This window comes from Enterobacter sp. UPMP2061, assembly GCF_053709615.1.
In genome coordinates, this window is record NZ_JBSKJP010000006.1 from 1 (window position 1) to 22491 (window position 22491).

Consider the following 22491-nt stretch of genomic DNA (forward strand, 5'->3'; position numbering starts at 1 on the left):
GTTTTAGCCCACCATCGACCTCGGCTCCATAAACGCCTGAATCCCCTACTCGCCATCGTCACGTCCCGCCAGGCTTACGGGCGCTGGTGGCGATAATCCGCGAGCGCGGGATTACTCCAGGTTAGCCTTGTTCAGCCCATATGCCGCATCCAGCGAGCCCGGCTCCATGCGGGAGGTAATGCCCAGGCGGTTCCAGGCGTTGATCGCTACGATGGCGAAGTTCAGCTCTGAAATCTCCACGTCCGAGAAGTGCTCCGCCACGCTGCGGTACAGCGCGTCGCTCACGCCGTGAACGCCAATCTGGGTCAGCGCTTCGGTGAAGGCCAGCGCGGCTTTCTCGCGGGCGCTGAACAGCGGGGACTCGCGCCATGCCGCCAGATGGTACAGGCGCAGCTCGCGCTCGCCAGCAATTTTGGCCTCTTTCGAATGCATATCCAGGCAGAAGGTGCAGCCGTTCAGCTGTGACACGCGAATGTCGATCAGGTGCTTCAGCGCCGGATCAAGGGAGGTTTTCGCCACTTCCATGCTCAGGGCGGAAAGCGCGTTGGCGAGTGCAGGTGTGGCTTTGTGGTGGTTTACGCGGGTGCTCATTGTCTTTCCTCTTTTTTGTGCGGTTTTTATCATGCGATGAGGCAAATCTACGCCGTTAATGACATAGTAAAAAGATACAAAAAACATGAAATGAGGTAGGACATGAAGCCGGGCTATCACGACATTTATACCCGCTATCGCGACAACATTACGCGCGGCGTACTGAAGCCCGGCGACAAAGTGCCTGCCATCCGCGTGCTGGCTGAAGAGCTGAAGGTGGCGCGCAAAACCGTCGAGACGGCGTATGCCATTCTGACGGGCGAAGGGTATCTGGTGAGCCAGGGCGCGCGCGGCACGCGGGTGAATCCGGATCTTCTGCTGCCCGCGCAAAACGCTCCGGCAGAACAAGCGACCGGCACGCTGCCGGCGTCGTTGATTAGCCAGCGCGAACGGGCCGGTTTTCTGCGCCCCGGCATTCCCGCGCTCGACAGCTTCCCCTATAAAAAATGGCTGCTGCTGGCAGGCCAGGCGACGCGCGCCATGCGACAGGATGAAATGCTCAACCCGCCGGTGCTGGGCTGGTATCCGCTGCGCGAGGCGATTGCCCGCTATCTCAATATCTCGCGCGGGTTGTCCTGCACCGCAGAACAGGTGCTGATCACCAGCGGCTACAGCGGCAGCCTGCGCCTGATCCTCGACACGCTCGCCAGCCGCAGCGATAAGGTGGTATTTGAGGATCCGGGCTACTTTATGGGCCAGCAGTTGCTCAAGCGCATTGTGCCCCGCCTGCACACCGTGCCGGTCGATCGCGCAGGGATGGATACGGACTACCTGCTGCGTAACCACCACGATGCCCGCTTCGCCATCGTTACCCCGTCGCACCAGAGTCCGCTGGCGGTGACGCTCTCCCTGCCGCGCAAGCAGCAGCTGCTCGACTGGGCGTCACAAAACGAGGCATGGATTATCGAAGATGACTATGACGGCGAATTTCACTACACCCGCAAAGTGCTGCCGTCGTTGAAAAGCCTCGACCAGCATGACAGGGTGATCTTTATGGGCACCTTCAGCAAAACCATCATGCCTTCACTGCGCATGGGCTACGTGGTGATGCCCGCCAGCACCGTCGGCGCGTTTACCGACAGCGCGGACATCCTCACCAGCGGCCAGCCGGTCCTGACGCAAAAAATCCTCACCACGTTTCTCAACGAGGGGCATTTTTTCCGTCATCTGAAAAAGATGCGCGCGCTCTATCAAACCCGCCGCGACTGGATGATTGCCGCCCTGCGTGAGGTCTATGGTGATCTGTTCTTCACCGAGCAAAACGACGGTGGAATGCATATTGTCGCGTTCCTCGCAAAGGGAAGCGCTGACCGGGAGATCGCCCGCTGCTGGCAGGAACAGCAATTGCAGGTCAATGCGCTTTCGGCGTGGTATCGCGGGTCGGGCAAACGCTACGGGCTGGTGATGGGCTATAACAACTTGCGGTCATATCAGGAGGCGGTTGAGCTGCTGGAAAGGCCGAAACGGCAGACGCTTGCGCTGTTGAGCTGAAAACCGCCAGGTGGCGGCTGCGCCTTACCCGGCCTACGGTCTCCTGTAGGCCCGGTAAGCGTAGCGCCACCGGGCAACCCTATGCTCACACATCATATCGCGATAACCCGACGTCCTTGAGCTGCTCGTCGCTCATCTGGCTCAGAATACGGCGGGTACGGTTGATGCGATACCAGTTACGCAGCGTGTTCGCTACCCAGACAAACGCGATAAACGGACGTTTTGAACGATTCTCGTAGAATTCCATGATGCTCTCCTCGCTGTGCCAGTGGAGTTATCATCATGGAAAACGGCCAGTACAATACAGATTCAAAAACTGCTTTTGTTTACCATACAGATCCGCTAAAACGGTATCTGCATGGTGGTTTACCCATCAATCTGTACTGGTTTAATGCTCTGTATGGTGAAAAAAAAGGATACAGCATGACGCGCTATCAACATCTGGCCAACCTCCTGGCGGAACGTATCGAACAAGGGCTGTATCGCAGCGGTGAACGTCTGCCGTCGGTACGCACGCTGAGCCAGGAGCACGGCGTGAGCATCAGCACCATACAGCAGGCCTACCAGATCCTCGAAAACCGCCAGCTGATTACGCCTCAGCCGCGCTCCGGCTATTTTGTCTCGAAACGCAAAGCCCAGCCGCCCGTCCCGGCGATGACGCGCCCGGTGCAGCGCCCCGTGGACGTCACCCAGTGGGACGAAGTGATGATGCTGCTGGACGCCCGCGCCGACAAAGAGATGATCTCCTTTGGCGGCGGCTCACCGGACATTAACCAACCGAGCCTGAAGCCGCTGTGGCGTGAGATGAGCCGCCTTGCGCAGCATAATCCGGGCGAAATGCTGAGCTATGACGTGCTCGACGGGCGCCTGGAGCTACGCGAGCAAATCGCCCGTCTGATGCTGGATGGCGGCTCCACCGTGGCGGCAAACGAGATTGTCATCACCAACGGCTGCCACGGCGCGCTGTCGATCGCTCTGCTCTCGGTGTGCAAGCCGGGTGACATCGTGGCGGTCGAGTCACCATCGTTTCACGGCACCATGCAGATGCTGCGCGGCTTTGACATCAAGGCCATTGAAATTCCCACCGATCCCGAGACCGGGATCAGCATCGAGGCGTTAGAGCTGGCGCTGGAGCAATGGCCGATCAAGGCGGTGATCCTGGTGCCGAACTGCAATAACCCGCTCGGGTTTATCATGCCGGAGTCTCGCAAGAAGCAGGTCTTAGCCCTGGCACAGCGGCACGATATCGTGATTGTTGAGGATGACATTTACGGCGAGCTGGCGGCGGAGTACCCGCGTCCGCGCACCATTCATTCTATGGACATAGATGGCCGCGTGCTCTTATGCAGCTCGTTTACCAAAACCGTGGCGCCGGGCCTGCGCGTCGGCTGGATCGTGCCGGGGCGCTATTACGACCGGGTGATGCACATGAAGTACGCCGCGGGCGGGTTTAACGTGCCGGGCACGCAGATGGCGGTGGCGGCGTTTATTCGCGACGGCCATTACCATCGCCACGTGCGCCGTATGCGTCAGATTTATCAGCAGAATATGGAAACCTATACCTGCTGGGTGCGGCAGTATTTTCCGGCAGAGATATGCGTCACCCGCCCGCAAGGAAGCTTCCTGCTGTGGGTTGAGCTGCCGGAGACGGTCGATATGGTGTGCGTCAGCAAGCAGCTGTGCCGTCTGAAGATCCAGGCTGCGGCCGGGTCGCTGTTTTCTGCCTCCGGGAAGTACCGCAACTGCCTGCGGATCAACGTGGCGTTGCCGCCGACGGAGAAGAACCGCGAAGCGCTGAGGAAGATGGGCGAGGCAATTGTGATTGCGATGGAGGAGTAGTGCGGCCTGTTGCCCTCACCCCAACCCTCTCCCAAAGGGAGAGGGTGGAAACCGCCACCGGGCAATGGTCAACGACTCAGAACTTCCACGAAACGCTGCCCACAATACTGCGTTCTGCACCGAAGTAGCAGTAAGAGAGCGAGTTACACGCCGCGACGTAGCTTCTGTCCGTCAGGTTATTGACGTTCAACTGCGCGCTCACGCCCGTGAGCCCCACTTTCGACAGGTCATACCCCACGGTCATATCCACCAGCGTGTACGACGGAAGCGTATGGGTGTTCTGGCGATCGCTGGCGATCCCGTTGACATAGCGCACGCCGGAGCCGACGGTCAGGCCATCCAGAGGGCCGGTTTTGACGTCGTAACTCAGCCAGGCGCTGGCCATGTTACGCGGGGCATAAACGGCGCGCTTGCCCTCCTCTTCCGGGCTGCTCTTCTTGTAGCGAATATCCGTGTAGGTGTACGCGGCCTGCATACGCAGGCTGTCGGTCAGCTGACCAATCGCCTCCAGCTCAACACCCTCGGATTCGATTTCACCGATGGAACGGTACGGATCGGTCGGCTCCTCTTTAGTGGCAATGTTCTTCTGGTTAATGCGGAACACCGAGGCGCTGAACTGGCTGTTCATCCCCTCCGGCTCATACTTCACACCCGCTTCCCACTGCTTGCCCTTCATCGGATCCAAAATGTTGCCCTGCTCGTCGGCAAAGCTGGTCGGCGTAAAGGCGGTAGAGTAGCTGACGTACGGCGCGACGCCGTTATCAAACAGATACAGCAGCGCCGCGCGGCTGCTGAAGTTATTTTTATCCAGATCGCTGCGGGTGTGGTTGAAGTTGTCGACGTTCGACACGCTCACCTGGTCGTAACGCCCGCCCAGCGTGAGGCGCCAGCGGTCAATGGACATCTGATCCTGTAGGTAGTAGCCGGTCTGGCGCAGCTTGTGTTTTTCCCTGCTGTACTGGGTGATGTAGTCCGGCTTCGCGCCGTAAACAGGATGGAAAGCGTCAATCGGCGGGAAGCCGCCGTAGTAGCCAGTGACGTTGTTGGTGCGGTCCTGGTAGTCCATGCCGATCAGCACGCGGTGGTTTACCGCCCCGGTATCGAAGCTGCCGTCGACCTGGTTATCCAGGGTGATGGCGTTCATCTTCTCGTCGGAGCCGGAATAGCCGCGGTTCAGCTCGGTGTCATTCAGCCAGCCTGCGGCATACACCTGGTTCAGCTCGACTTTGGTGTGCAGGTAGCGCAGCTTCTGGCGCACGGACCAGCCGCTGTCAAACAGGTGCTCGATGTTATAGCCGACCATGTTTTCCCGACGATCGTACTTGTCGTAATCGTCCTCGCCCTCGAAGAAGGTGTTGGAGATTTTCTTACCGCTGTGCGGTACAACGGTGCCCTCATATGGCAGGCCGGAGTGGCTGCCGCCTTCTGGATCGCGGTGCAGGTAGGCCATCAGATCCAGACGGGTGTTGTCGGTGATACGCCAGGTCAGGCTCGGCATCAGGGCGTAACGCTCTTCCTTCAGCGGATCGAACTGGGAATCGGCATAGCGGGTCATCCCGCTGAGGCGCACCGCCACGCGGTCGTTATCATCAACCGGGCCAGTGACGTCGAACATCGCCCCACGCTGGTTATTGTTACCGGCGAAGAGCTTGATCTCCCCGCCAGGATCGAACGATGGCTTACGGGAGGTGAGCGCCACAATCCCGCCCGGCGATGAGCGGCCATAGAGCACGGAGGCCGGACCGCGCACGACTTCGATACTGTCCAGGAACCACGGGTCAACCACCAGCGAGCTGTGGGAGTTGGTGTCGCCCATCATCTTCAGGCCGTCGAGGTAGACGTTGTCCAGGCTGCCGTCCGAGAAACCGCGCAGCACCATGTAGTCAAAGCGGTTTGACGCCCCGATCTGGTTGCTGTAGACCCCCGGCGTGTAGCTCACGGCCTGACGCACGCTGGTTGCGCCCTGCTCTTCGAACTGCTCGCGAGTGACGATAGAGACCGACTGCGGGGTTTCAATATCCGGTGTTTCAAGCTTGGTGGCCGCAGACTGCATCTGCGAGGTCACCACCACGGTGTCAGTTTTTTGGGCATCCTGCGCCAGTAAAGGAAAAGCAACGCTACCGGTAACCCATCCCACCAGCAGTGCCAGACGCGATTTAACAAACATAACCCTCTCCAGAGATATTTCTTATTGTTAATAAGAATTATTACCTTTTTGAGAGTGCAAACGGCTATGCGTGCCGCCAGGTTACGTATGCGCGATGCTAAACCACACGAAATGCATTCGCGCGACAGGAGAAATTACGTTAGCGGAGTTTGCGCACGTCCCCCGGTGAAATCCCGTAATGACGACGAAACGCGGTGGCAAAGTTGGTGGCATGCTGATACCCGCACATCCACGCCGCCTGCTGCACGCTGTGGCCTTCCAGCAGATAGCGGCGCGCCAGCGCAAGGCGACAGTCGCGAAGGTAATCGAAGAGCGTGCAGCCGTAGCGCTGACGGAACTTGCTGCGCAGGCTGCTTGGGCTCATTGCGGCAAGGGCTGCCAGCTGCGCGAGAGTATGATCCCGTTCAGGAGACTGTTCCAGCAGGCTCCGCACGCGTTCAAGACGCGCATGCTCAGGCCGGCGCGGGCAAGGCTGCTGGCGCTGGTTGAGGCCATGGCCGAGCAGCTGATACATCAGCCCCTCCAGCAACAGCTTGCGTGAGAGCACGCTTCCCCCCTGCCGCTGCGCATGCAGAATACCTGACATCACAAACTCGGGAACCTGCCAGACAAACGCGGGTGCATTCAGGCTTTGCCATTCCAGAAGCAATGACTCAAGCAGGGCTTCACGTCCGGCATCGTGCGGGTAGACGCCAAACGAGAGCGTTTTCAGCGTGCTGTCGGCATCGTGACGCGCGCTCATCACCTGATCTTCACTCAGACGTGAGCTGAACGCCATGCCCGGGCGGACGGGATAATTGATACCATTGAGCGTGAGCGTCACGCACCCTTCCAGCACCACCAGCATATAGAGCGGGCTGCTGTGGCGAGAGGTGGTTTCATAGGGCTGTAGTACACGTACGTCGGAGTGGGTCAGCGAAATGCCGGACGAGAGCATCATCTCTTCAACATTCCCCTGCAACACGGGGCTACAGCTGACCTGCGCCTCTTTTAACTGGGGGAAACGGTAGTCGATGCCGTAGCGCTCGCCGAATACCTGAAAATCTTCAACAAAAAATATGCGTTTCGCTGATCTATTTTCACTCTGGAGCATCATTTGGGGCCTGCATCGGGGAAAGGACAGGCAAAACAGTACCATCCATTTGTAATGGCAGCAATCACCGGGCGCAGACACTATTACGCTCCGGACGAAGCCGGAGCGAAGGCATATATTTCCTTGCGAGAAATATATTTATGCTTCCTGCCACTCAGCAAAAACCTCTTTATGGTTTTTGGTCAGGACAACTTTATTATCTTCGACCTTATCAACCCAGCCGAGAGGAATAAAGTGGTGCTTGCCGCCCGATTCCGGATCGCTCTTCGCAAGCTTGATACGCTCACCATCAAGATGGTCCACAACCCCGACGTGCGTTCCGCAGCTGGCGACAACCTGAGTGTGATCCTTAATTGCGCTTTTATCTACCATAATTATTCTCCTGTTTCGGTTATTTGCCTGTTGCACGAAATTAACTGTAGCGCATAAATTCAGGCTTAAACGTCTTATTAGCATTTTGAAACATCATTGACAGAACCGAATATTAAGTCTACTTAACGCCGAAATGAAAAAATAAGAATGAGATGAATTATTACCGACTGATTATTCCCCGTTCATAATTAAATTATCGCAACCAACGAGGAGGTATTTATGACGATTCGCAATAATCGGGCAGAAATTTCACTGGCTCTTGGTGAAGCGGTTTTAGACATCGTGCAAAAAGGCCATGAAGTATCGCGAGAAAATCTTGCCCGGGCGATGAAAATCAAAGCGGAGAAAGAGCGCGACGATGAGCGGCTTCTTAACTACTGGAAGGCCTGTAATATGCTGGTCTGAACCTGGCGGCGTTTAGCCTGACTAAACGCCGCCTGCTGTTACTCGTCGAAGAACCAGTAGCCCTGGTTAATCAAACCGGTCAGCTCTTCCACAAACGCCGGATTATTCAGCGCATCGCCCAGCTCAGCCTGGCCGAGCTCGGTGAAGCGGCACAGCGCATCCGCACCGTTCACATCCGCCGTTTCCAGCTGTTCGCTGTTGATAAAGACGCTGCCGTTGATGTTCAGCACGCGCAGCCCGCTCAGGCGGGAGAGCGTTTCGCCCCCTTGCAGCGCGTCGAGCACCTCTTCTACGGAATACGGCGGCTCGGCGGCGGCAATATCCAGCTCGTGACGCGGCGTGGAGACGAAGCTGCCAAACCATTTCGTAAAATCATCTGGCTTGCTAATCATGTCGATCATCATCTGGCGAATGCGATCGAGCTCGTACTGCTCCACGCGGCCAGGGTGTTCGCGGCAGGTCAGATCCGGATCGCTGTAATGTTCGCCGCCCAGATCGTTCTCCAGCGCGTAGTCGGCAAAGCTGCTGATCAGATCGCGACCGTTCGGCCCGCGGAAACCGACAGAGTAGTTGAGCGCGGTTTCATGGGTGAAGCCGTCATGCGGGAATCCAGGCGGAATGTAGAGGATATCGCCCGGGGCCAGATCTTCGTCGATGATCGGCTCAAACGGATCGACATGCAGCAGGGCCGGATGCGGACAGAACTGACGCATCGGCAGCTTGTCCCCCACGCGCCAGCGGCGGCTGCCCATCCCCTGGATAATAAACACATCGTACTGATCGATATGCGGCCCAACGCCGCCACCCGGGACGGAGAAGGAGATCATCAGGTCATCAAGACGCCAGTCCGGCAGGACGCGGAACGGACGCACCAGCTCTGCTGCGGGCATATGCCAGTGGTTCACCGCCTGCGCCAGCAGGGACCAGCCGGTTTCACCGAGGTTATCGAAATGCTCAAACGGGCCATTGCTCGCCTGCCACTTGCCGTTAGCATGGCTTACCAGGCGGCTATCAACTTCCGGCTCCATCGCCAGACCCGCCAGTTCATCAGGGGTAATGGGGTCGACAAAATTCGGGAAGGCATTTTTCAGCACAACGGGTTGTTTTTGCCAGTATTTTTCAAGAAATTCCGGCCAGTTCAGGTTCAGTTGATACGCCATGGGTAGCACCAGTGAGAGGGGAGACAGGCGCGATTATAGAAGAGACAGCGAGGGGGGAACTTGTCATGGGTCAATCGAGCGCGCGTAGGTCGGGTAAGGCGAAGCCGTCACCCGACGCACACGCGGGCTTAAACTTAATCCAGGTTCAGCTCGTCATAATGGGTAATCAGTTTACCCACGATGCCGTAGTCCAGCGCTTCCGCCGGTGACATCCAGAAGTTACGGTCGGTGTCTTTCTTCACTTTCTCCAGCGGCTGGCCGGTGGCGTCAGCAATCAGCTTGTTCACGCGCTCCAGCATGCGGATGATCTCGCGCGCTTCGATTTCGATATCCGTTGCCTGACCGCGCACGCCGCCCAGCGGCTGGTGGATCATAAAGCGGGTATTCGGCAGAGCGTAGCGGTGCTCTTTTTTCGCCGCCAGGAAGATGGTGATCCCGGCGCTCGCCACCCAGCCGGTGCCGATCACATGCACTTCCGGACGGATAAACTTAATGAAGTCGTGGATGGTGTCGCCCGCTTCTACGTGGCCGCCCTGACTGTTGATGTACAGCTTGATCGGATCGTTGCTGACGCTTTGCAGCAGGATCATCTGAGTGATGACCTTCTGGGCCAGCTCCTGGTTAATCTCTCCGGAGATGACAATCGAACGGGATTCCAGCAGTTTTTGCTGTAGAGCGCCCGCGCCGTTTGTTCCTTCCGCTTTTTCCTTGTCGCTTTCTTTCAGTGTGTAGTGCATTGTTGTTTCCTCAGCTTGTCGCGCTCAAAACCAGAGTGTAGCCTGTTTTACCGGTGAAAGTCCTCACAGACAAATAACGAGGGATCTTATGAATATTGCACATGTCGCACTCTGGACCCGCAGCCTGGACGCGCAGGTTCAGTTCTGGGAAACGGTGTTTGGCGGCCGCAGTAATGACCGCTACGTCAGCAAAAATCGTCCGGGGTTTAAATCTCACTTTATTACCCTGGATGACGGGCCGACCATCGAGCTGATGACGCTGCCGGGCCTGCCCAGTGCACCTTCGCACCCGGAATTTGTCGGCTGGGCGCATATCGCCATCAACGTCGGCAGCAAAGCGCAGGTGGACAGTATGGCAGCGCAGGCGCAGGCAAGCGGCTCCCTGCTCAGCGCCCCGCGTATGACCGGGGACGGTTTCTATGAAGCGGTGATTGCGGACCCGGACGGCAACCGTATTGAGCTTGTCGGTGCATAAAAACAGCGTTTCGTTCCTTCATCGCCTCCGCTCCAGCTCGCTATACTTCATATGGTTATCATATTGCTAAATGATAATGATATTTAATGTGTTAAGATGAAAGTCAGCATAAACAGTCTCTTACGTAGCCATAGTGACTGTTTATATCCTCGACATTTAAATCAACACCGGGGCGGTGAATGGAACACATTGTTTATGTGGTTGATGACGATGACACAGTCAGGCAGTCCGTTGTCAGGCTGCTGGAATCTGCGGATATACATGCCCTTGGCTTTTCCTCAGCAGAGGCCTTTCTCAGCCATCCCTTTGAGGATCTGCCCTCCTGCGTGATCCTCGATATGCAAATGCCCACGATAACCGGGTTTGATGTCGCAGATGCGCTGAAAGACAGCGGGCGGGAAATACCGATCATCTTTCTCACCGGCCACGGCACCATCCCTATGTCCGTCCGGGCGATCAAAGGCGGGGCCTACGAATTTCTCACTAAGCCCGTTGAATCCAGCGCGCTCATCGGCTCCATCGAATCCGCGCTCAGGCTGGCACAGCACAACGCCGCCCGCGTCAAAGAGCACTACGCCCTGAAACAGCGCCATCTGTCCCTCACGCCGCGCGAGCATGAGGTGCTTGAGCTGGCCGTCAGCGGCAAGCTCAACAAGCAGATCGCCGCCGAGCTGGGCGTCAGTGAGATTACGGTGAAAGTGCACCGCCGCCGGGTGATGGAGAAAATGCAGGTCCGCTCCGTGGCTGAACTGGTCAGGGCCGTCGAGCGCCTGACCAAACATCAGCCAGCGGAATAACCGTTACATCTCCTGTCCGGCAAGCGGCAACGCGAAGGTAAACACCGTGCCGTACGGCTCTCTGCGGCGCGCGCTCAGTTTCCCCCGGTGCCGTTCAATAATGCTGGCGCTGATGGTCAGCCCCATCCCCATTCCCTGCGCTTTGGTCGAATAGAACGAGTCAAAGATCCGCTCGGTGAGCTCCGGCTCAATGCCGCTGCCGGTATCGGCGATCTCAAAGATCACCTTCCCCTCAGCGCAGTTCGCGGTGGCGATCGTGATGCTGCACGGGCGATCCGTCACTTCCGCCATCGCTTCCATCGCATTCATCACCAGGTTAAGCAACACCTGCTGGATCTGCACGCTGTCGCCGATGATAAAGCTGTCGTCAGCGTTCAGAAGATAATCAACGCTTATGTGTCGCAGCTCAAGTTCGCTGCGGGAAAGCATAATGATGTGGTGGATCAGGAAGTGCAGATCGATTCGCGTAAACGTGGGGTCCTGTTTGCGCGTCAGAGACTGAATGCTGCGGATGATCTCCCCTGCCCGCTCGCCCTCGGCGGCGATCTCCTCCAGCCCCTCGCGCACTTTTTCCAGCCGCGCCGGATCGCGGTTGAGCCAGCGCAGGCTCGCGCCGGCGTTCGAGACAATCGACATCAGCGGCTGGTTGATCTCGTGCGCGATCGAGGAGGTCAGTTGCCCGACGGTAGTGGCTCGTGAGACCCGCGCCAGATCCGCCTGCGCCACCCGCATCGCATCCTCCGCCGCCCGCTGGCTGGTGATGTCGGTAATGATGCCGTAATACTCATTCACCTCGCTGCCCACCCCCACCGGATCGCCAATCCCGAGGATGTAACGAACGGAGCCGTCGGTGCGGATGATGCGAAACTCCGCGCGCATCGACAGCCCGTCACGCACGCTCTGATTAACGAGGGTGCTGATCCGGCCATAATCATCCTCATGCACGAAGGTCAAAAACTCCGCCATTGAGATCATCTTTTGCTGCTCCGGCAGGCCAAGGATACGGGCGTACTCTTCGGACATAAACATCAGATCCTGCACCAGCTCCCAGCGCCAGCTGCCGGTATGGCTGATCTGCTCGCCCAGCATCAGCGAGGTCTGGCTGGCGCGCAGCTCTTTCTCCACCCGTCGGCGCTGGATGTTTTCCGCCAGCAGCTCGGCGTAGAGCCGCGCCGTCTCCAGCGAAACCGCCGCCTGCGCGCCCAGCAGGCTGACCACGCGCGAATGTTCGGCGGTAAACACCTCCGGCATCAGGCGGTTTTCCAGATACAGAATCCCCACCAGCCGCGCCTGTTTGAACATCGGCACGCACATCACGGCGGCGCCGGACGTCACCAGATACGGATCCTGGCTGAACGGGTGGAACTCCTCCGGTTTGCCGGTGCGGATCTCCTGCCCGGTGCGGATCACCGCGGCCAGCACCGACAGCGGCATGTCCGTCGCCATCGGTGACGCTTTCAGGATGCGCACCCGCACGCCGTCGGTACTGGTCCAGGCGCTGGCTTCAATTTCCGGGATGTGATTATCGCTGACGCGCAGCAGCAGGCCACGCTGCGCCCCGGCCCGTTCAAGCAGCAGCGTCATCAGGTTTTCGATTAAACGTTCAAGGTTGATCTCTTCGGATAAGGCGCGTGAGGCTTTGATGACGCTCTGTAAATCGCGGATCACCTCGTTCTGGGCAAACGCCGCCGTGTCATACGCGCGGCTCTGCCCGGAGGCCAGCAGATGGGGGAAATCCTGCTCCAGCTGGCGCACCTTGGCCTGCGCCCCGACGCGCCCCCAGGCGGCAATCGCGCCGCGGAAATGGGCGTCGGAGGCGGTCGGGTAGCCGCAGGCCAGCGAGAAACGCCCGGCCAGCTCGTGCGCCAGGGCATTGATCGGGTTAAACCCGCCCTCCCGCGAGAGTCGCACCGCTTTTTCATACTGCTCCAGCGCGATGCTGTTCATGCCGTCCAGACGGACGATTTCGGCATAAATCAGCGCCTCTTTATCGGCAAATGTGCCCGGATTGATCCGCGCCCAGAGGGCAATTTTGTCGTAATGGTGATGAATACTGCGGCGATAATCCGCCGAAAAGGTTTCCGGCGTGAGCTGGCGGGAGAGCGCCAGCGCGCTGTAAAAATGGTAATCCAGCAGATGAATATGACCCGGCGCGGACCACGCATACCAGCCCGTCATTTCTAAATCCGCCTGTGCGTCGGCGTATTCGCCGCAGGAAAAGTGCGCCATCCCGCGATAGAGCCAGTACCAGAAGAGCATAGTCGAGGTCTGCTCGGGCGCCTGCTCCGGCGGCGCGGGCAGCAGATCGTCAGGCAGCGCCTGGGCGGCGCTCCATGGGCCCGTCACCGGCGTGCGTAAAAACTCCACGTAGCAGCGCTGAATGTGCAGAACGGTTTCAATGTCCTGGTAATCCGTTTTGCGCACAAAGGCCAGACCGCGATCGATGCTGGTCAGCACGCCATCCAGATGATCGCCCCGGAAGAGGAAGTTAATGATCTGATGACAGGCCGCGAAGCAGGCCATCGTCATGTCGCCGTGGGTCACCGCTGAGGTAAAGCAGGCCTTGGCGCACTCGATAGTGTACGACAGCGGCTGGGTCCAGACGCTGAGCTGGTCGAGCGGCAGCAGAGTTTTGGCTTCATAGGCATCATAGCCGTGGCGGTTCACCAGCTCACGAGCCAGCGTGCCGTACTCAAACCCGAGACGGTATTCGGCGTAGCGGTGGCCAATCAGCACGCCAAACCAGGCCATCGCCGTGGTGGAAGCACCGGTTATGCCGTGATCGAGCGTGAGGTGCATCATCCGGCACAGGAGTAAAAAGTGCAGGCGCGGGCAGGTAAAGCTGGCGAAAATACTGGCGCTGTAAAGCAGGTTCATCACCGCTTCGGTCTCTGCGTTCTCCATCAGCTTAAGCTGAGAAAACGGGTTCTGCGGCGCGTCGGCGGTGCGTTGACAGAACTGCTGCCAGGCCTCGTCACATTCGGTATTTTCCGGGTAGCGGCTGATCTGGATCCCGAACACGCCCAGCCAGCATAACGACGCCTCCAGCGCCAGGCGGATCTCCGACTGGCGCATATAAACTTCCGCCAGCAGGTTGGCGGCCAGCGCTTTCTCCGTCAGCCCGCCCGGTGAACCGAGGATCGCATCGCACAGCGCACGCGTGCGCTCCAGGTGTCCGAGCGCAAACTCACAGCCCGCCTCTTCAATATCCAGCATAAAGTCCGAGACCGGGCCCGCATTCCCCAGCGCTCTGGCGGTCTGGATATAGCCGAGCGCCGAAAGGTAATCTCCCGAACGCTTCGCGCGTTGAGCGGCCAGCAGGCTCAGCTCGCGGAACATCTGGCGCTGCGGCACGGGCTGGATGCTGTCCAGCGCGGCTGTGACGTGGTGAACGGCGCGGAACAGCAGCTCGTTCCCCGCCGCCTGACGCGCGGCGTCGGCCAGCAGGCTGGCGGTGGTCAGGTGAATATGGCTTTTCTCATGCTGATCCAGCAGCGCAAAGGCCGCCTCCTGCACCCGGTCGTGGGTGAAGGCATACTTTTTTTCCGTCAGCACGATGAGCTGGGCCATTACCGCCGGGTGCAGCGCATAGCGCATTTCCGCCATCGACAGGCCAACCACGCGGCAGATCATCTCCATCTCGCCCGTGCCGCCGAGGCAGGCGATGCTGCCCAGCAGGCGGCGCGTCTCGTCGGGCAGCTCTTCGAGCTGCTCCAGCACCAGAGTGACGACGTTTTCGGTGTAATGCCTGGCGCGGATCGCCTGCAGATCGTAGTGCCACTTGTCCTGATATTTGTTGTGCACCACCAGGCCGTCATCAACGATGCGGCGGAAAAACTCGTGCACAAAGAGCGGGTTGCCGCCCGTCTTCTCGTGGATCAGCGTGGCGAGGTCGGTCGTCGCCGCGCTGCGGGTGCGAAATACCGTCGCCAGCCAGCGCGCCACCGCTTTCACGGAAAGCGCCTGCGGGACAATCTCGCTCGCGTTTTGCGCCGCCTCCGGCAGGCCTGCCAGCAGCGCCTGCAGGGCGGCGTCGGACACGGAACTGATATCCCGGTGGGCCGCGACCACCAGCAGCGGAACAGCGCCACAGTTCATCAGCAGATATTTGAGCGTGTGCAGGCTGGCGGCGTCGCTCCACTGGAGATCGTCGAGCACCAGCACCAGCGGGCAGCCCTGCGAGGCAAAGGTTTTTACCAGCGCCAGCACCATATGGCTGAAGCGCGCCCGGGCATCAATGGAAAACGTATCGGCCGAGAAACGCGGCTGGCTCTCCAGCAGCAGGCCCAGCTCGGGCACCAGGCTGACGGCCAGCGCCTCGTGCCCCTCCAGGGCGCGAGACAGGCGGATTTTCCACTTCGCCACGTCCTCTGCGGGCAGCCCCAGCAGGTGCAGCGTCAGGGTGCGGAACGCGGAGCTTAATACGCCGTAGGGCAGCGACGGTGAAAACTGATCGACTTTGCCCACCGCCAGCAGCACCGTACGCTGCTGCAGCGTTTTGAGCGCCGTCGCGATGATCGACGATTTGCCGATCCCCGACGGCCCGCCGATCGTCACCAGCTCCGGCACCAGGCTCTGCCTCACCCGCTCAAACGCGGCAATGACGTCGTTCGCCTGCGGATGCGTCGCGAACAGGGAGTCCGCCAGATGGATCGCCGGGGTGCGGTCCTGCTGGCCGGGCGTAAAGGCAACGATCTCGCCCTCGCAGGTCAGCGTCGCCTGGCAGCGGCGGAGGTCGGCAATCAGCCCGTCGACCGTCTGGTAGCGATTATCAGGATTCTTTTCCAGCAGCTTCAGGATGATGGTCGACAGCATTCCCGGCACGTCCGGGCGGATCGCGTCCGGAGCCAGCGGCGCGGAGGCAATATGGTAGTGCGCCCAGTGGGTCTGCTCGTCCTCCCCCAGCTCAAACGGCAGGCGTCCGGTCAGGAGTTCATAAAGCACCATCCCGAGGCTATAGAGATCGCTGCGGCCGTCGACGGGGCGCCGGGTGCGGGTGGTGTGCTCCGGCGACATATAGGCGGGCGTGCCCCCTGAAACGGGAAGCCGGGTCTGGGTGATGGCATCTGAGAGGCTGCTGGAAAGGCCAAAGCTGCCCAGACGGCAGGTGGCATCGTGATGAACAAAAATACTGCCGGGCTTGATGTCGCCGTGGATCAGGTTTTGCAGATGCATCTGGCGCAGCGGAACGCAGATCTGGATCGCCATCTCGATAAAGCGCGCGATGCCCGAGATCGCCCGGCCCGCACGCCGCGCCAGCAGCTCAAACGCAAACGGGGCATACACCAGCGCGAAGCGCCCCCGGTACTGGGTGGAGGCGACGGCGCGGATGGCCCAGCTGTCCTGCAGCGCGTCGCGCAGCGCAAACTCGTTTTTGAGCAGCCGGGTGGCCCGCTCTTCCTCTTCGTCGCTCACCGCGGTGGCAATAATGAACGAGCCGCCGGAGTGAGGATGCCGCGCGTGCATCCAGGCGATACCGCCCTCCTGCGCCAGCACGGTAAAAATCACATCCTCTTTAAGGACAAAAACCCGCCCCTGGTGAAGATTCCCCTGGGCGGGCCAGAATGCAGGCTGCTCGTGTTCGTTCATCCGCGATCCTTATTGTCGGCGGGTCAGCTCCCGCTGAATATGATCCAGCAGAATATCGATGTTAATCGGCTTACGCAAAAATGCAGCGGCGCCCAGACTGAGTGCATACCGCTGCATATTTTCATCAGCATGACCGGAGATAAACAGTACTGGCGGTGGCGGCGTGGCCAGCAACCGCAGCTTCTCAAACAGCTCGATGCCGTTCATGCCGCGCAGCTTGATGTCGGTGATCACCAGCGACGCGCCGGACAGGGCGAGAGGGTGGCTCAAAAACACCTCTGCCGAATCGAAGGTATCGGTAGCATACCCTTCCGATTGCAGCAGGTTACTGAGCCCGCTGCGAACAGAGCGTTCGTCATCAATGATGGCAATGCGCCACGGCAGCGTCATGCTGTCTTTCCTCAAACAAATCGTTACGCGTCGCGGCTTTCCTTCGCGGGCGCTGGGGGCGCGGTACCGCTGATCTTCGGTACGCATTCATGACGAAACCAGGCCAGGGTCAACGGTTCGCGGCTCACCAGACGCCGTCCGATGGGGATCAGCTGTTCACCCACCAGCATGCCGAACAGGCCAAGCAGCGCGACGACCGGCGGCGCCGGGGAATGCACGTCGAGCAGGGCGTAAAGTACCCCAGCCGCGACCCCGCACACCAGCGAAATAATCCAGGCCTTCATGATGACGCTCCGGTCAGGTGCTGAACGTGGGGAACCGTCACCTGCACGCCCGCGGGATTATCGCGGGATAAAAGATGACGCATCGCCTGTTCCCCCGCCAGCATCCCCAGCAGGCCAATCAGCGCCAGCGCGGGCGGCGCGGGGGAACGCACCTTCAGCACGGCATACATCAGGCCAATCAACACGCCTGCCGCGAGGGATATCAACCCTGTACTCATTGTGAACTCCAGAGAAAAAGGCAGCGGCGAGCCGGATGAGGGACCAGCCCGCCAGCGGGACTTAGCGTGCCGGAACCGGCGCTAAGGTGCGGTGCTCGCTCTTCTGACGAGACGGCGCTTTGTGCACCATGGTGTAGGCGTAATCCACACCCATTCCGTAGGCACCGGAGTGCTCGCGCACGATATCCATCACCGCGGTGTAGGTCTCTTTGCGCGCCCAGTCACGCTGCCACTCCAGCATCACCTGCTGCCAGGTCACCGGGATCACGCCCGCCTGGATCATGCGCTGCATCGCGAAGTCGTGGGCTTCTTTGGAGGTGCCGCCGGAGGCGTCTGCCACCATATAAATTTCGTAGTCGCCTTCCAGCATCGCGCACAGGGCAAAGCTGTTATTGCACACTTCGGTCCACAGGCCAGCGACAACCACCTTCTTCTTGCCGTTGGCCTTCAGCGCGTCGCGCACCTTCTGGTCGTCCCAGGAGTTCATGGAGGTACGCTCCAGGATGTCCTGGCCCGGGAACACGTCCAGCAGCTCCGGATAGGTATTGCCGGAGAAGCTTTCGGTCTCAACGGTGGTGATGATGGTTGGGATGTTGAACACCTTAGCCGCTTTCGCCAGCGCCACGGTGTTGTTTTTCAGCACCTGGCGGTCAATAGACTGCACGCCGAACGCCATCTGTGGCTGGTGATCGATGAAGATGATCTGACAGTTGGCAGGGGTTAAGACTTCGAGCTTAGAAGTGGTCATAAGATTATCCAGTGAGGTTAAAGGTTAAAATCGCCGCGAACAGCACGCCGATAAAATCGCGTTCATCCTATGACCCACAGCGCTGTGGTGTAATTATCTCTTCGTATAGTTAACCTTAGGTATAGTTATACTTTGGTATACCTATCCTATTGTATAACTGGATCTTTGCCGAAACCGGTTCCCATAATCCTGACCATTCCCCTCTGAGTCTGGAGCTATTATGGTTACCCTCGGTAAAGCCGATCTCATTCTGGTTAACGGCCAGTTTCACACCGTCGATCGCGAGAATCCTGTCGCGGAAGCCGTTGCCGTGCGCGACGGAAAATTTCTGGAAGTGGGTACCGTCGCCGAGGTGATGCAACACCACTGCGACGGCACTAAGGTGGTCGACTTAAAAGGCCACACCGCCATCCCCGGCCTGAACGACTCGCACCTGCACCTGATCCGCGGCGGCCTGAACTACAACCTCGAGCTGCGCTGGGAAGGCGTGCCGTCCCTGGCCGACGCCCTGCGGATGCTAAAAGGGCAGGCCCTGCGCACGCCGTCGCCCCAGTGGGTGCGCGTGGTGGGCGGCTGGAGCGAGTTCCAGTTCGCCGAGCGCCGCATGCCGACCCTCGACGAAATTAACGACGCCGCGCCTGACACCCCGGTGTTTATCCTCCACCTGTACGACCGCGCCCTGCTCAACCGCGCCGCGCTGAAGGTGGTCGGCTACACCAAAGACACGCCAAACCCGCCGGGCGGGGAGATCCAGCGCGACGCCAACGGCAACCCGACCGGAATGCTTATTGCCCGTCCGAACGCCATGATTTTGTACGCCACGCTGGCGAAAGGGCCGAAGCTGCCGCTGGAGCAGCAGGTCAACTCCACGCGCCAGTTCATGCGCGAGCTGAACCGTCTGGGGCTGACCAGCGCCATCGACGCGGGCGGCGGCTTCCAGAACTACCCGGAAGATTACGAGGTGATTGCCGAGCTGCACGAGAAAAAGCAGATGACCATCCGCATCGCCTACAACCTGTTTACCCAGCGTCCGGGCCACGAGCTGGAAGACTTTGAAAAATGGACCGATATGCTTACGCCGGGCCAGGGCAGCGATTTCTTCCGCCACAACGGCGCGGGCGAGATGCTGGTCTTCTCCGCCGCCGATTTTGAAGACTTCCTCGAGCCGCGCCCGGATCTCGCGCCGGGCATGGAGGACGAGCTGGAGCGCGTAGTGCGCCATCTGGTGGAGCACCGCTGGCCGTTCCGCCTGCACGCCACTTACAACGAATCCATCAGCCGCATGCTGGACGTGTTCGAGAAGGTGAACCGTGACATTCCGTTCAACGGGCTGCACTGGTTCTTCGACCACGCCGAAACCGTGTCGCAGGCCAACATTGACCGCATCAAAGCACTCGGCGGCGGTATTGCCGTGCAGCACCGCATGGCCTTCCAGGGGGAATACTTTGCCGAGCGCTACGGCATCGAAGCCACCCGCCACACGCCGCCGGTGGCAAAAATGCTCGAGACCGGCGTGCCGGTGGGCCTGGGAACGGACGCCACCCGCGTGGCGAGCTATAACCCATGGACCGCGCTCTACTGGCTGGTCTCCGGCCGCACCGTTGGCGGGATGCAGATGTACGATCACAGCGCCCGTCTGGATCGCGATACCGCCCTGATGCTCTGGACCCAGGGCAGCGCGTGGTTCTCCAGCGAGCAGAACCAGAAGGGGCAGATCAAAGCGGGCCAGCTCGCGGATCTGGCGGTGCTCAGCAAAGATTACTTCCGCGTGCCGGAGGAGGAGATCAAGGGCATCGAGTCCGTCCTCACCGTGGTGAACGGCGATATCGTCTATGCCGCAGGCGCTTTTGGCCCACTCGCGCCGCCCGCCATTCCGGTCCTGCCCGAGTGGTCCCCGGTGGTGAAGGTGCCGGGCCACTACCGCAGCGCGCCGCCGCAGGCCGCACGCGTGGGTATGAGTATGGCTCACCACTGTAGCGGCCCGTGCGGGGTTCACAACCACCAGCATGACTTTGCCCGCACGTCAGAGATGCCGGTATCCGACGATAACGCTTTCTGGGGTGCGCTGGGTTGCAGCTGCTTTGCATTCTGATGAAACAAAATGACGCTTCGCCCCGGATCGATCCGGGGCTGTTCTTTCTGCGCCTGACCGGCAGTCTGCTGCTGCTTTACGTGCACGGTCTGCCGAAGGTGCTGCACTTCAGCGAAGAGCTGACGCGCATCGAAGATCCGTTTGGTTTTGGGCCGTATGCCAGTCTGATCCCGGCGATCGTCGCCGAGGTGATCTGCCCGCTGTTTATCATTGCGGGGATTTACACCCGCCTGGCGTGCCTGCCGATTATCGCCGTGCTGCTGGTGGCGATGCTGGCGGTCCACCCGAACTGGTCGATTGCCGAGGGGCAGTTTGGCTGGCTGCTGCTGATTATCTTCACCACCCTCGCCCTTACCGGGCCGGGCCAGTGGCGAGTGCAGCGTAAAACAACGGAGAGGTTCGCATGACCCAGGTAAACGACGTTCGCGACGCACACGTCGAGACGACGCCCGCCCCCGCGGTTTCACCCTGGCAGCCGCTGAGCCAGCCGGTGTTCCGCATGCTGTGGATCGCCACGGTGGTCTCTAACGTCGGCTCATGGATGAGCGACGTCGGTATCAACTGGAGCATGCTGACGCTCAGCGCCGATCCTTTAGATATCGCGCTGGTGCAGGCGGCGAGCAGCCTGCCGATGTTCCTTTTCGCCCTGCCGTCCGGGGTGATGGCGGACATCGTTGATCGACGTAAATACCTGCTCTTCTCCCAGCTGTGGGTGTTCATTGCCGCCGCCGGGCTGACGCTGCTCTCTTTTACCGGACACGTCACCCCCACCGTTCTGCTGGCGGCGACATTTCTGCTGAGCGTGGGTGCGGCCATGAGTTCGCCGCCGTTTCAGGCGATTGTCCCTGACCTGGTGAGCAAGCCCGAGCTGGGTTCCGCCGTGGCGCTTAACTCGCTCGGGGTCAATATCAGCCGGGCAATTGGCCCTGCGCTGGGCGGTTTTCTGCTGTCGCTTGCCGGGCCGTGGATGGTGTTTGCCCTGAACGCGCTGTCCGTGATGGGCGTGGCGTGGGTGCTGTGGCGCTGGCGTCCGGCACCGTCCGTGCAGCGTTTGCCACCGGAGCACTTCTTCTCTGCGGTGCGCTCCGGGATTCGCTACGTGCACGCCGCGCCGGTGCTGCGCAACGTGCTGGTGCGCACCGTGGCCTTTTTTGTTTTCGGCAGCGCGGGCTGGGCATTGCTGCCGCTGGTGGCGCGCCGCGAGCTGGGCTTAGGCCCGGCGGGCTACGGCGTGATGCTGGCGTGTATCGGCCTTGGCGCCATTGCCGGGGCCATCCTGCTGCCGCGTCTGCGCCAGCGGCTGAACGCCGATCGGCTGATGGTGGCCGCCAGCCTGACGTTTGCGATCACCATGCTGGCGCTGGCATTTGTACGTCACTTTTGGCTGCTAAACTTGTTTGAGTTCTTTACCGGCTTCGCGTGGATTGCGGTGCTCTCCACCCTCAACCTTGGCGCGCAGCGCAGCGCCGCACGCTGGGTAAAAGCCCGGGCGCTGGCGGTGTATCTGACGGTCTTTTTCGGTTCGATGACCGCAGGCAGCGCCGTCTGGGGCCAGATCGCCTCGCAGTTCGGCACTCCGGCTTCGCTGGTTGTCGCCACGCTGGGGATGGTGCTGGCGAGCATGACGGTGTTCCGCTGGAAGCTGGAGAAAGATCCGGATTTAAATCTCGACCTGAGCGGGCAGCCGCTGGACGGGGTGGAGATTGAACTCCCGAACGAGCGTGGCCCGGTGCTGGTGTCGCATGAGTACATCATCGACCCACAGAACGCGAAAGCGTTTTTGCAGGCCGTGCACGAACTACGCCGGGTGCGCCGCCGCGCCGGGGCGATGAGCTGGGCGGTGTACGAAGATATTGAACGTCCGGGTCTGTTTATCGAGACCTTCCTGATGGGTTCCTGGATTGAGCATCTGCGCCAGCAGGAGCGCCACACCATGAATGACCTCCTGTTGCAGAGCCGCGTTCTGGCTTTTCATCAGGGCACAACATCACCGGCAATTCGTTATCTGGTCGCGCCGGTCTGAACATAACAATCACCTGTAGA

Annotated in this window: 19 protein-coding genes and 1 pseudogene; 8 read left to right on the forward strand and 12 right to left on the reverse strand. The window is 59.9% G+C overall.

The window, feature by feature from the left end; translation table 11 throughout:
• Nucleotides 1–111: 111 nt before the first annotated feature.
• Nucleotides 112–591 (reverse strand): carboxymuconolactone decarboxylase family protein, encoded by a 480-nt coding sequence (locus ACWKXX_RS13490; protein WP_047062292.1) that lies wholly within the window; start codon nucleotides 589–591, stop codon nucleotides 112–114.
• Between the two features lie 102 nt (nucleotides 592–693).
• Between ACWKXX_RS13490 and pdxR the strand changes: the two genes are divergently transcribed.
• Nucleotides 694–2082 (forward strand): MocR-like pyridoxine biosynthesis transcription factor PdxR, encoded by a 1389-nt coding sequence (pdxR, locus tag ACWKXX_RS13495; protein WP_261666454.1) that lies wholly within the window; start codon nucleotides 694–696, stop codon nucleotides 2080–2082.
• Between the two features lie 85 nt (nucleotides 2083–2167).
• On the opposite strand, the gene ACWKXX_RS13500 is transcribed toward pdxR, so the two are convergent.
• Nucleotides 2168–2329 (reverse strand): DUF1127 domain-containing protein, encoded by a 162-nt coding sequence (locus ACWKXX_RS13500; protein ID WP_063157536.1) that lies wholly within the window; start codon nucleotides 2327–2329, stop codon nucleotides 2168–2170.
• Nucleotides 2330–2505: 176 nt separating this feature from the next.
• On the opposite strand from ACWKXX_RS13500, the gene ACWKXX_RS13505 reads away from it, so the two are divergent.
• Nucleotides 2506–3921 carry an aminotransferase-like domain-containing protein gene (locus ACWKXX_RS13505; RefSeq protein WP_261666455.1) on the forward strand — a complete coding sequence of 472 codons (1416 nt, stop codon included), beginning with the start codon at nucleotides 2506–2508 and terminating at the stop codon, nucleotides 3919–3921.
• A 76-nt stretch (nucleotides 3922–3997) separates the two neighbouring features.
• Here the strand turns inward: ACWKXX_RS13505 and foxA are convergent, their stop codons facing one another.
• The 3 genes from foxA to ACWKXX_RS13520 form a co-directional block, all read right to left on the reverse strand.
• Nucleotides 3998–6106 carry a ferrioxamine B receptor FoxA gene (gene foxA / locus ACWKXX_RS13510; protein ID WP_103557149.1) on the reverse strand — a complete coding sequence of 703 codons (2109 nt, stop codon included), beginning with the start codon at nucleotides 6104–6106 and terminating at the stop codon, nucleotides 3998–4000.
• 121 nt (nucleotides 6107–6227) lie between these two features.
• Nucleotides 6228–7184 carry a helix-turn-helix domain-containing protein gene (locus ACWKXX_RS13515; RefSeq protein WP_040117184.1) on the reverse strand — a complete coding sequence of 319 codons (957 nt, stop codon included), beginning with the start codon at nucleotides 7182–7184 and terminating at the stop codon, nucleotides 6228–6230.
• Between the two features lie 135 nt (nucleotides 7185–7319).
• Nucleotides 7320–7553, reverse strand: coding sequence for a DUF2171 domain-containing protein (locus ACWKXX_RS13520; RefSeq protein ID WP_003863067.1), 234 nt, complete (start codon nucleotides 7551–7553; stop codon nucleotides 7320–7322).
• Nucleotides 7554–7772: 219 nt separating this feature from the next.
• On the opposite strand from ACWKXX_RS13520, the gene ACWKXX_RS13525 reads away from it, so the two are divergent.
• Nucleotides 7773–7958 (forward strand): hypothetical protein, encoded by a 186-nt coding sequence (locus ACWKXX_RS13525; protein ID WP_015572568.1) that lies wholly within the window; start codon nucleotides 7773–7775, stop codon nucleotides 7956–7958.
• Between the two features lie 38 nt (nucleotides 7959–7996).
• Here ACWKXX_RS13525 and ACWKXX_RS13530 read toward each other — a convergent pair whose 3' ends face one another.
• On the reverse strand, nucleotides 7997–9118 hold the full coding sequence (locus ACWKXX_RS13530; RefSeq protein WP_023303029.1) for a ribosomal protein uL16 3-hydroxylase: 1122 nt from the start codon (nucleotides 9116–9118) through the stop codon (nucleotides 7997–7999).
• Between the two features lie 134 nt (nucleotides 9119–9252).
• Nucleotides 9253–9858 (reverse strand): annotated as a pseudogene (locus tag ACWKXX_RS13535) (ATP-dependent Clp protease proteolytic subunit); the annotation flags it as partial.
• Nucleotides 9859–9943: 85 nt separating this feature from the next.
• Here ACWKXX_RS13535 and ACWKXX_RS13540 point away from each other — a divergent pair.
• Together ACWKXX_RS13540 and ACWKXX_RS13545 are read left to right on the forward strand one after the other, a co-directional pair.
• On the forward strand, nucleotides 9944–10330 hold the full coding sequence (locus ACWKXX_RS13540) for a VOC family protein (protein WP_017383871.1): 387 nt from the start codon (nucleotides 9944–9946) through the stop codon (nucleotides 10328–10330).
• 179 nt (nucleotides 10331–10509) lie between these two features.
• Nucleotides 10510–11127 carry a response regulator transcription factor gene (locus tag ACWKXX_RS13545; RefSeq protein WP_017383872.1) on the forward strand — a complete coding sequence of 206 codons (618 nt, stop codon included), beginning with the start codon at nucleotides 10510–10512 and terminating at the stop codon, nucleotides 11125–11127.
• Nucleotides 11128–11130: 3 nt separating this feature from the next.
• On the opposite strand, the gene ACWKXX_RS13550 is transcribed toward ACWKXX_RS13545, so the two are convergent.
• From ACWKXX_RS13550 to ACWKXX_RS13570, 5 genes are all read right to left on the reverse strand, one after another.
• The gene (locus ACWKXX_RS13550; RefSeq protein WP_261666456.1) at nucleotides 11131–16716 is read right to left on the reverse strand and encodes a trifunctional serine/threonine-protein kinase/ATP-binding protein/sensor histidine kinase; all 5586 of its coding nucleotides are present in this window, start codon (nucleotides 16714–16716) and stop codon (nucleotides 11131–11133) included.
• 9 nt (nucleotides 16717–16725) lie between these two features.
• The gene (locus ACWKXX_RS13555; RefSeq protein ID WP_047056636.1) at nucleotides 16726–17106 is read right to left on the reverse strand and encodes a response regulator transcription factor; all 381 of its coding nucleotides are present in this window, start codon (nucleotides 17104–17106) and stop codon (nucleotides 16726–16728) included.
• A gap of 23 nt (nucleotides 17107–17129) precedes the next feature.
• Nucleotides 17130–17390, reverse strand: coding sequence for a XapX domain-containing protein (locus ACWKXX_RS13560; RefSeq protein ID WP_003863056.1), 261 nt, complete (start codon nucleotides 17388–17390; stop codon nucleotides 17130–17132).
• Nucleotides 17387–17608 carry a DUF1427 family protein gene (locus tag ACWKXX_RS13565; protein WP_022646923.1) on the reverse strand — a complete coding sequence of 74 codons (222 nt, stop codon included), beginning with the start codon at nucleotides 17606–17608 and terminating at the stop codon, nucleotides 17387–17389. The genes ACWKXX_RS13560 and ACWKXX_RS13565 overlap by 4 nt, the downstream gene beginning before the upstream one ends.
• A 61-nt stretch (nucleotides 17609–17669) precedes the next feature.
• Nucleotides 17670–18356 carry a hydrolase gene (locus tag ACWKXX_RS13570; protein ID WP_003863053.1) on the reverse strand — a complete coding sequence of 229 codons (687 nt, stop codon included), beginning with the start codon at nucleotides 18354–18356 and terminating at the stop codon, nucleotides 17670–17672.
• A 220-nt stretch (nucleotides 18357–18576) separates the two neighbouring features.
• Here ACWKXX_RS13570 and ACWKXX_RS13575 point away from each other — a divergent pair, with 220 nt between their 5' ends.
• From ACWKXX_RS13575 to ACWKXX_RS13585, 3 genes are read left to right on the forward strand one after another with little or no spacing between them, the layout of a single operon-like run.
• Nucleotides 18577–20448 (forward strand): amidohydrolase, encoded by a 1872-nt coding sequence (locus ACWKXX_RS13575; protein WP_023295861.1) that lies wholly within the window; start codon nucleotides 18577–18579, stop codon nucleotides 20446–20448.
• Entirely contained in the window at nucleotides 20448–20855 is a 408-nt protein-coding gene (locus tag ACWKXX_RS13580) for a DoxX family protein (RefSeq protein ID WP_023295860.1), read from the forward strand. The genes ACWKXX_RS13575 and ACWKXX_RS13580 overlap by 1 nt, the downstream gene beginning before the upstream one ends.
• Entirely contained in the window at nucleotides 20852–22471 is a 1620-nt protein-coding gene (locus tag ACWKXX_RS13585; RefSeq protein ID WP_023303025.1) for an MFS transporter, read from the forward strand. The genes ACWKXX_RS13580 and ACWKXX_RS13585 overlap by 4 nt, the downstream gene beginning before the upstream one ends.
• Nucleotides 22472–22491: the final 20 nt, after the last annotated feature.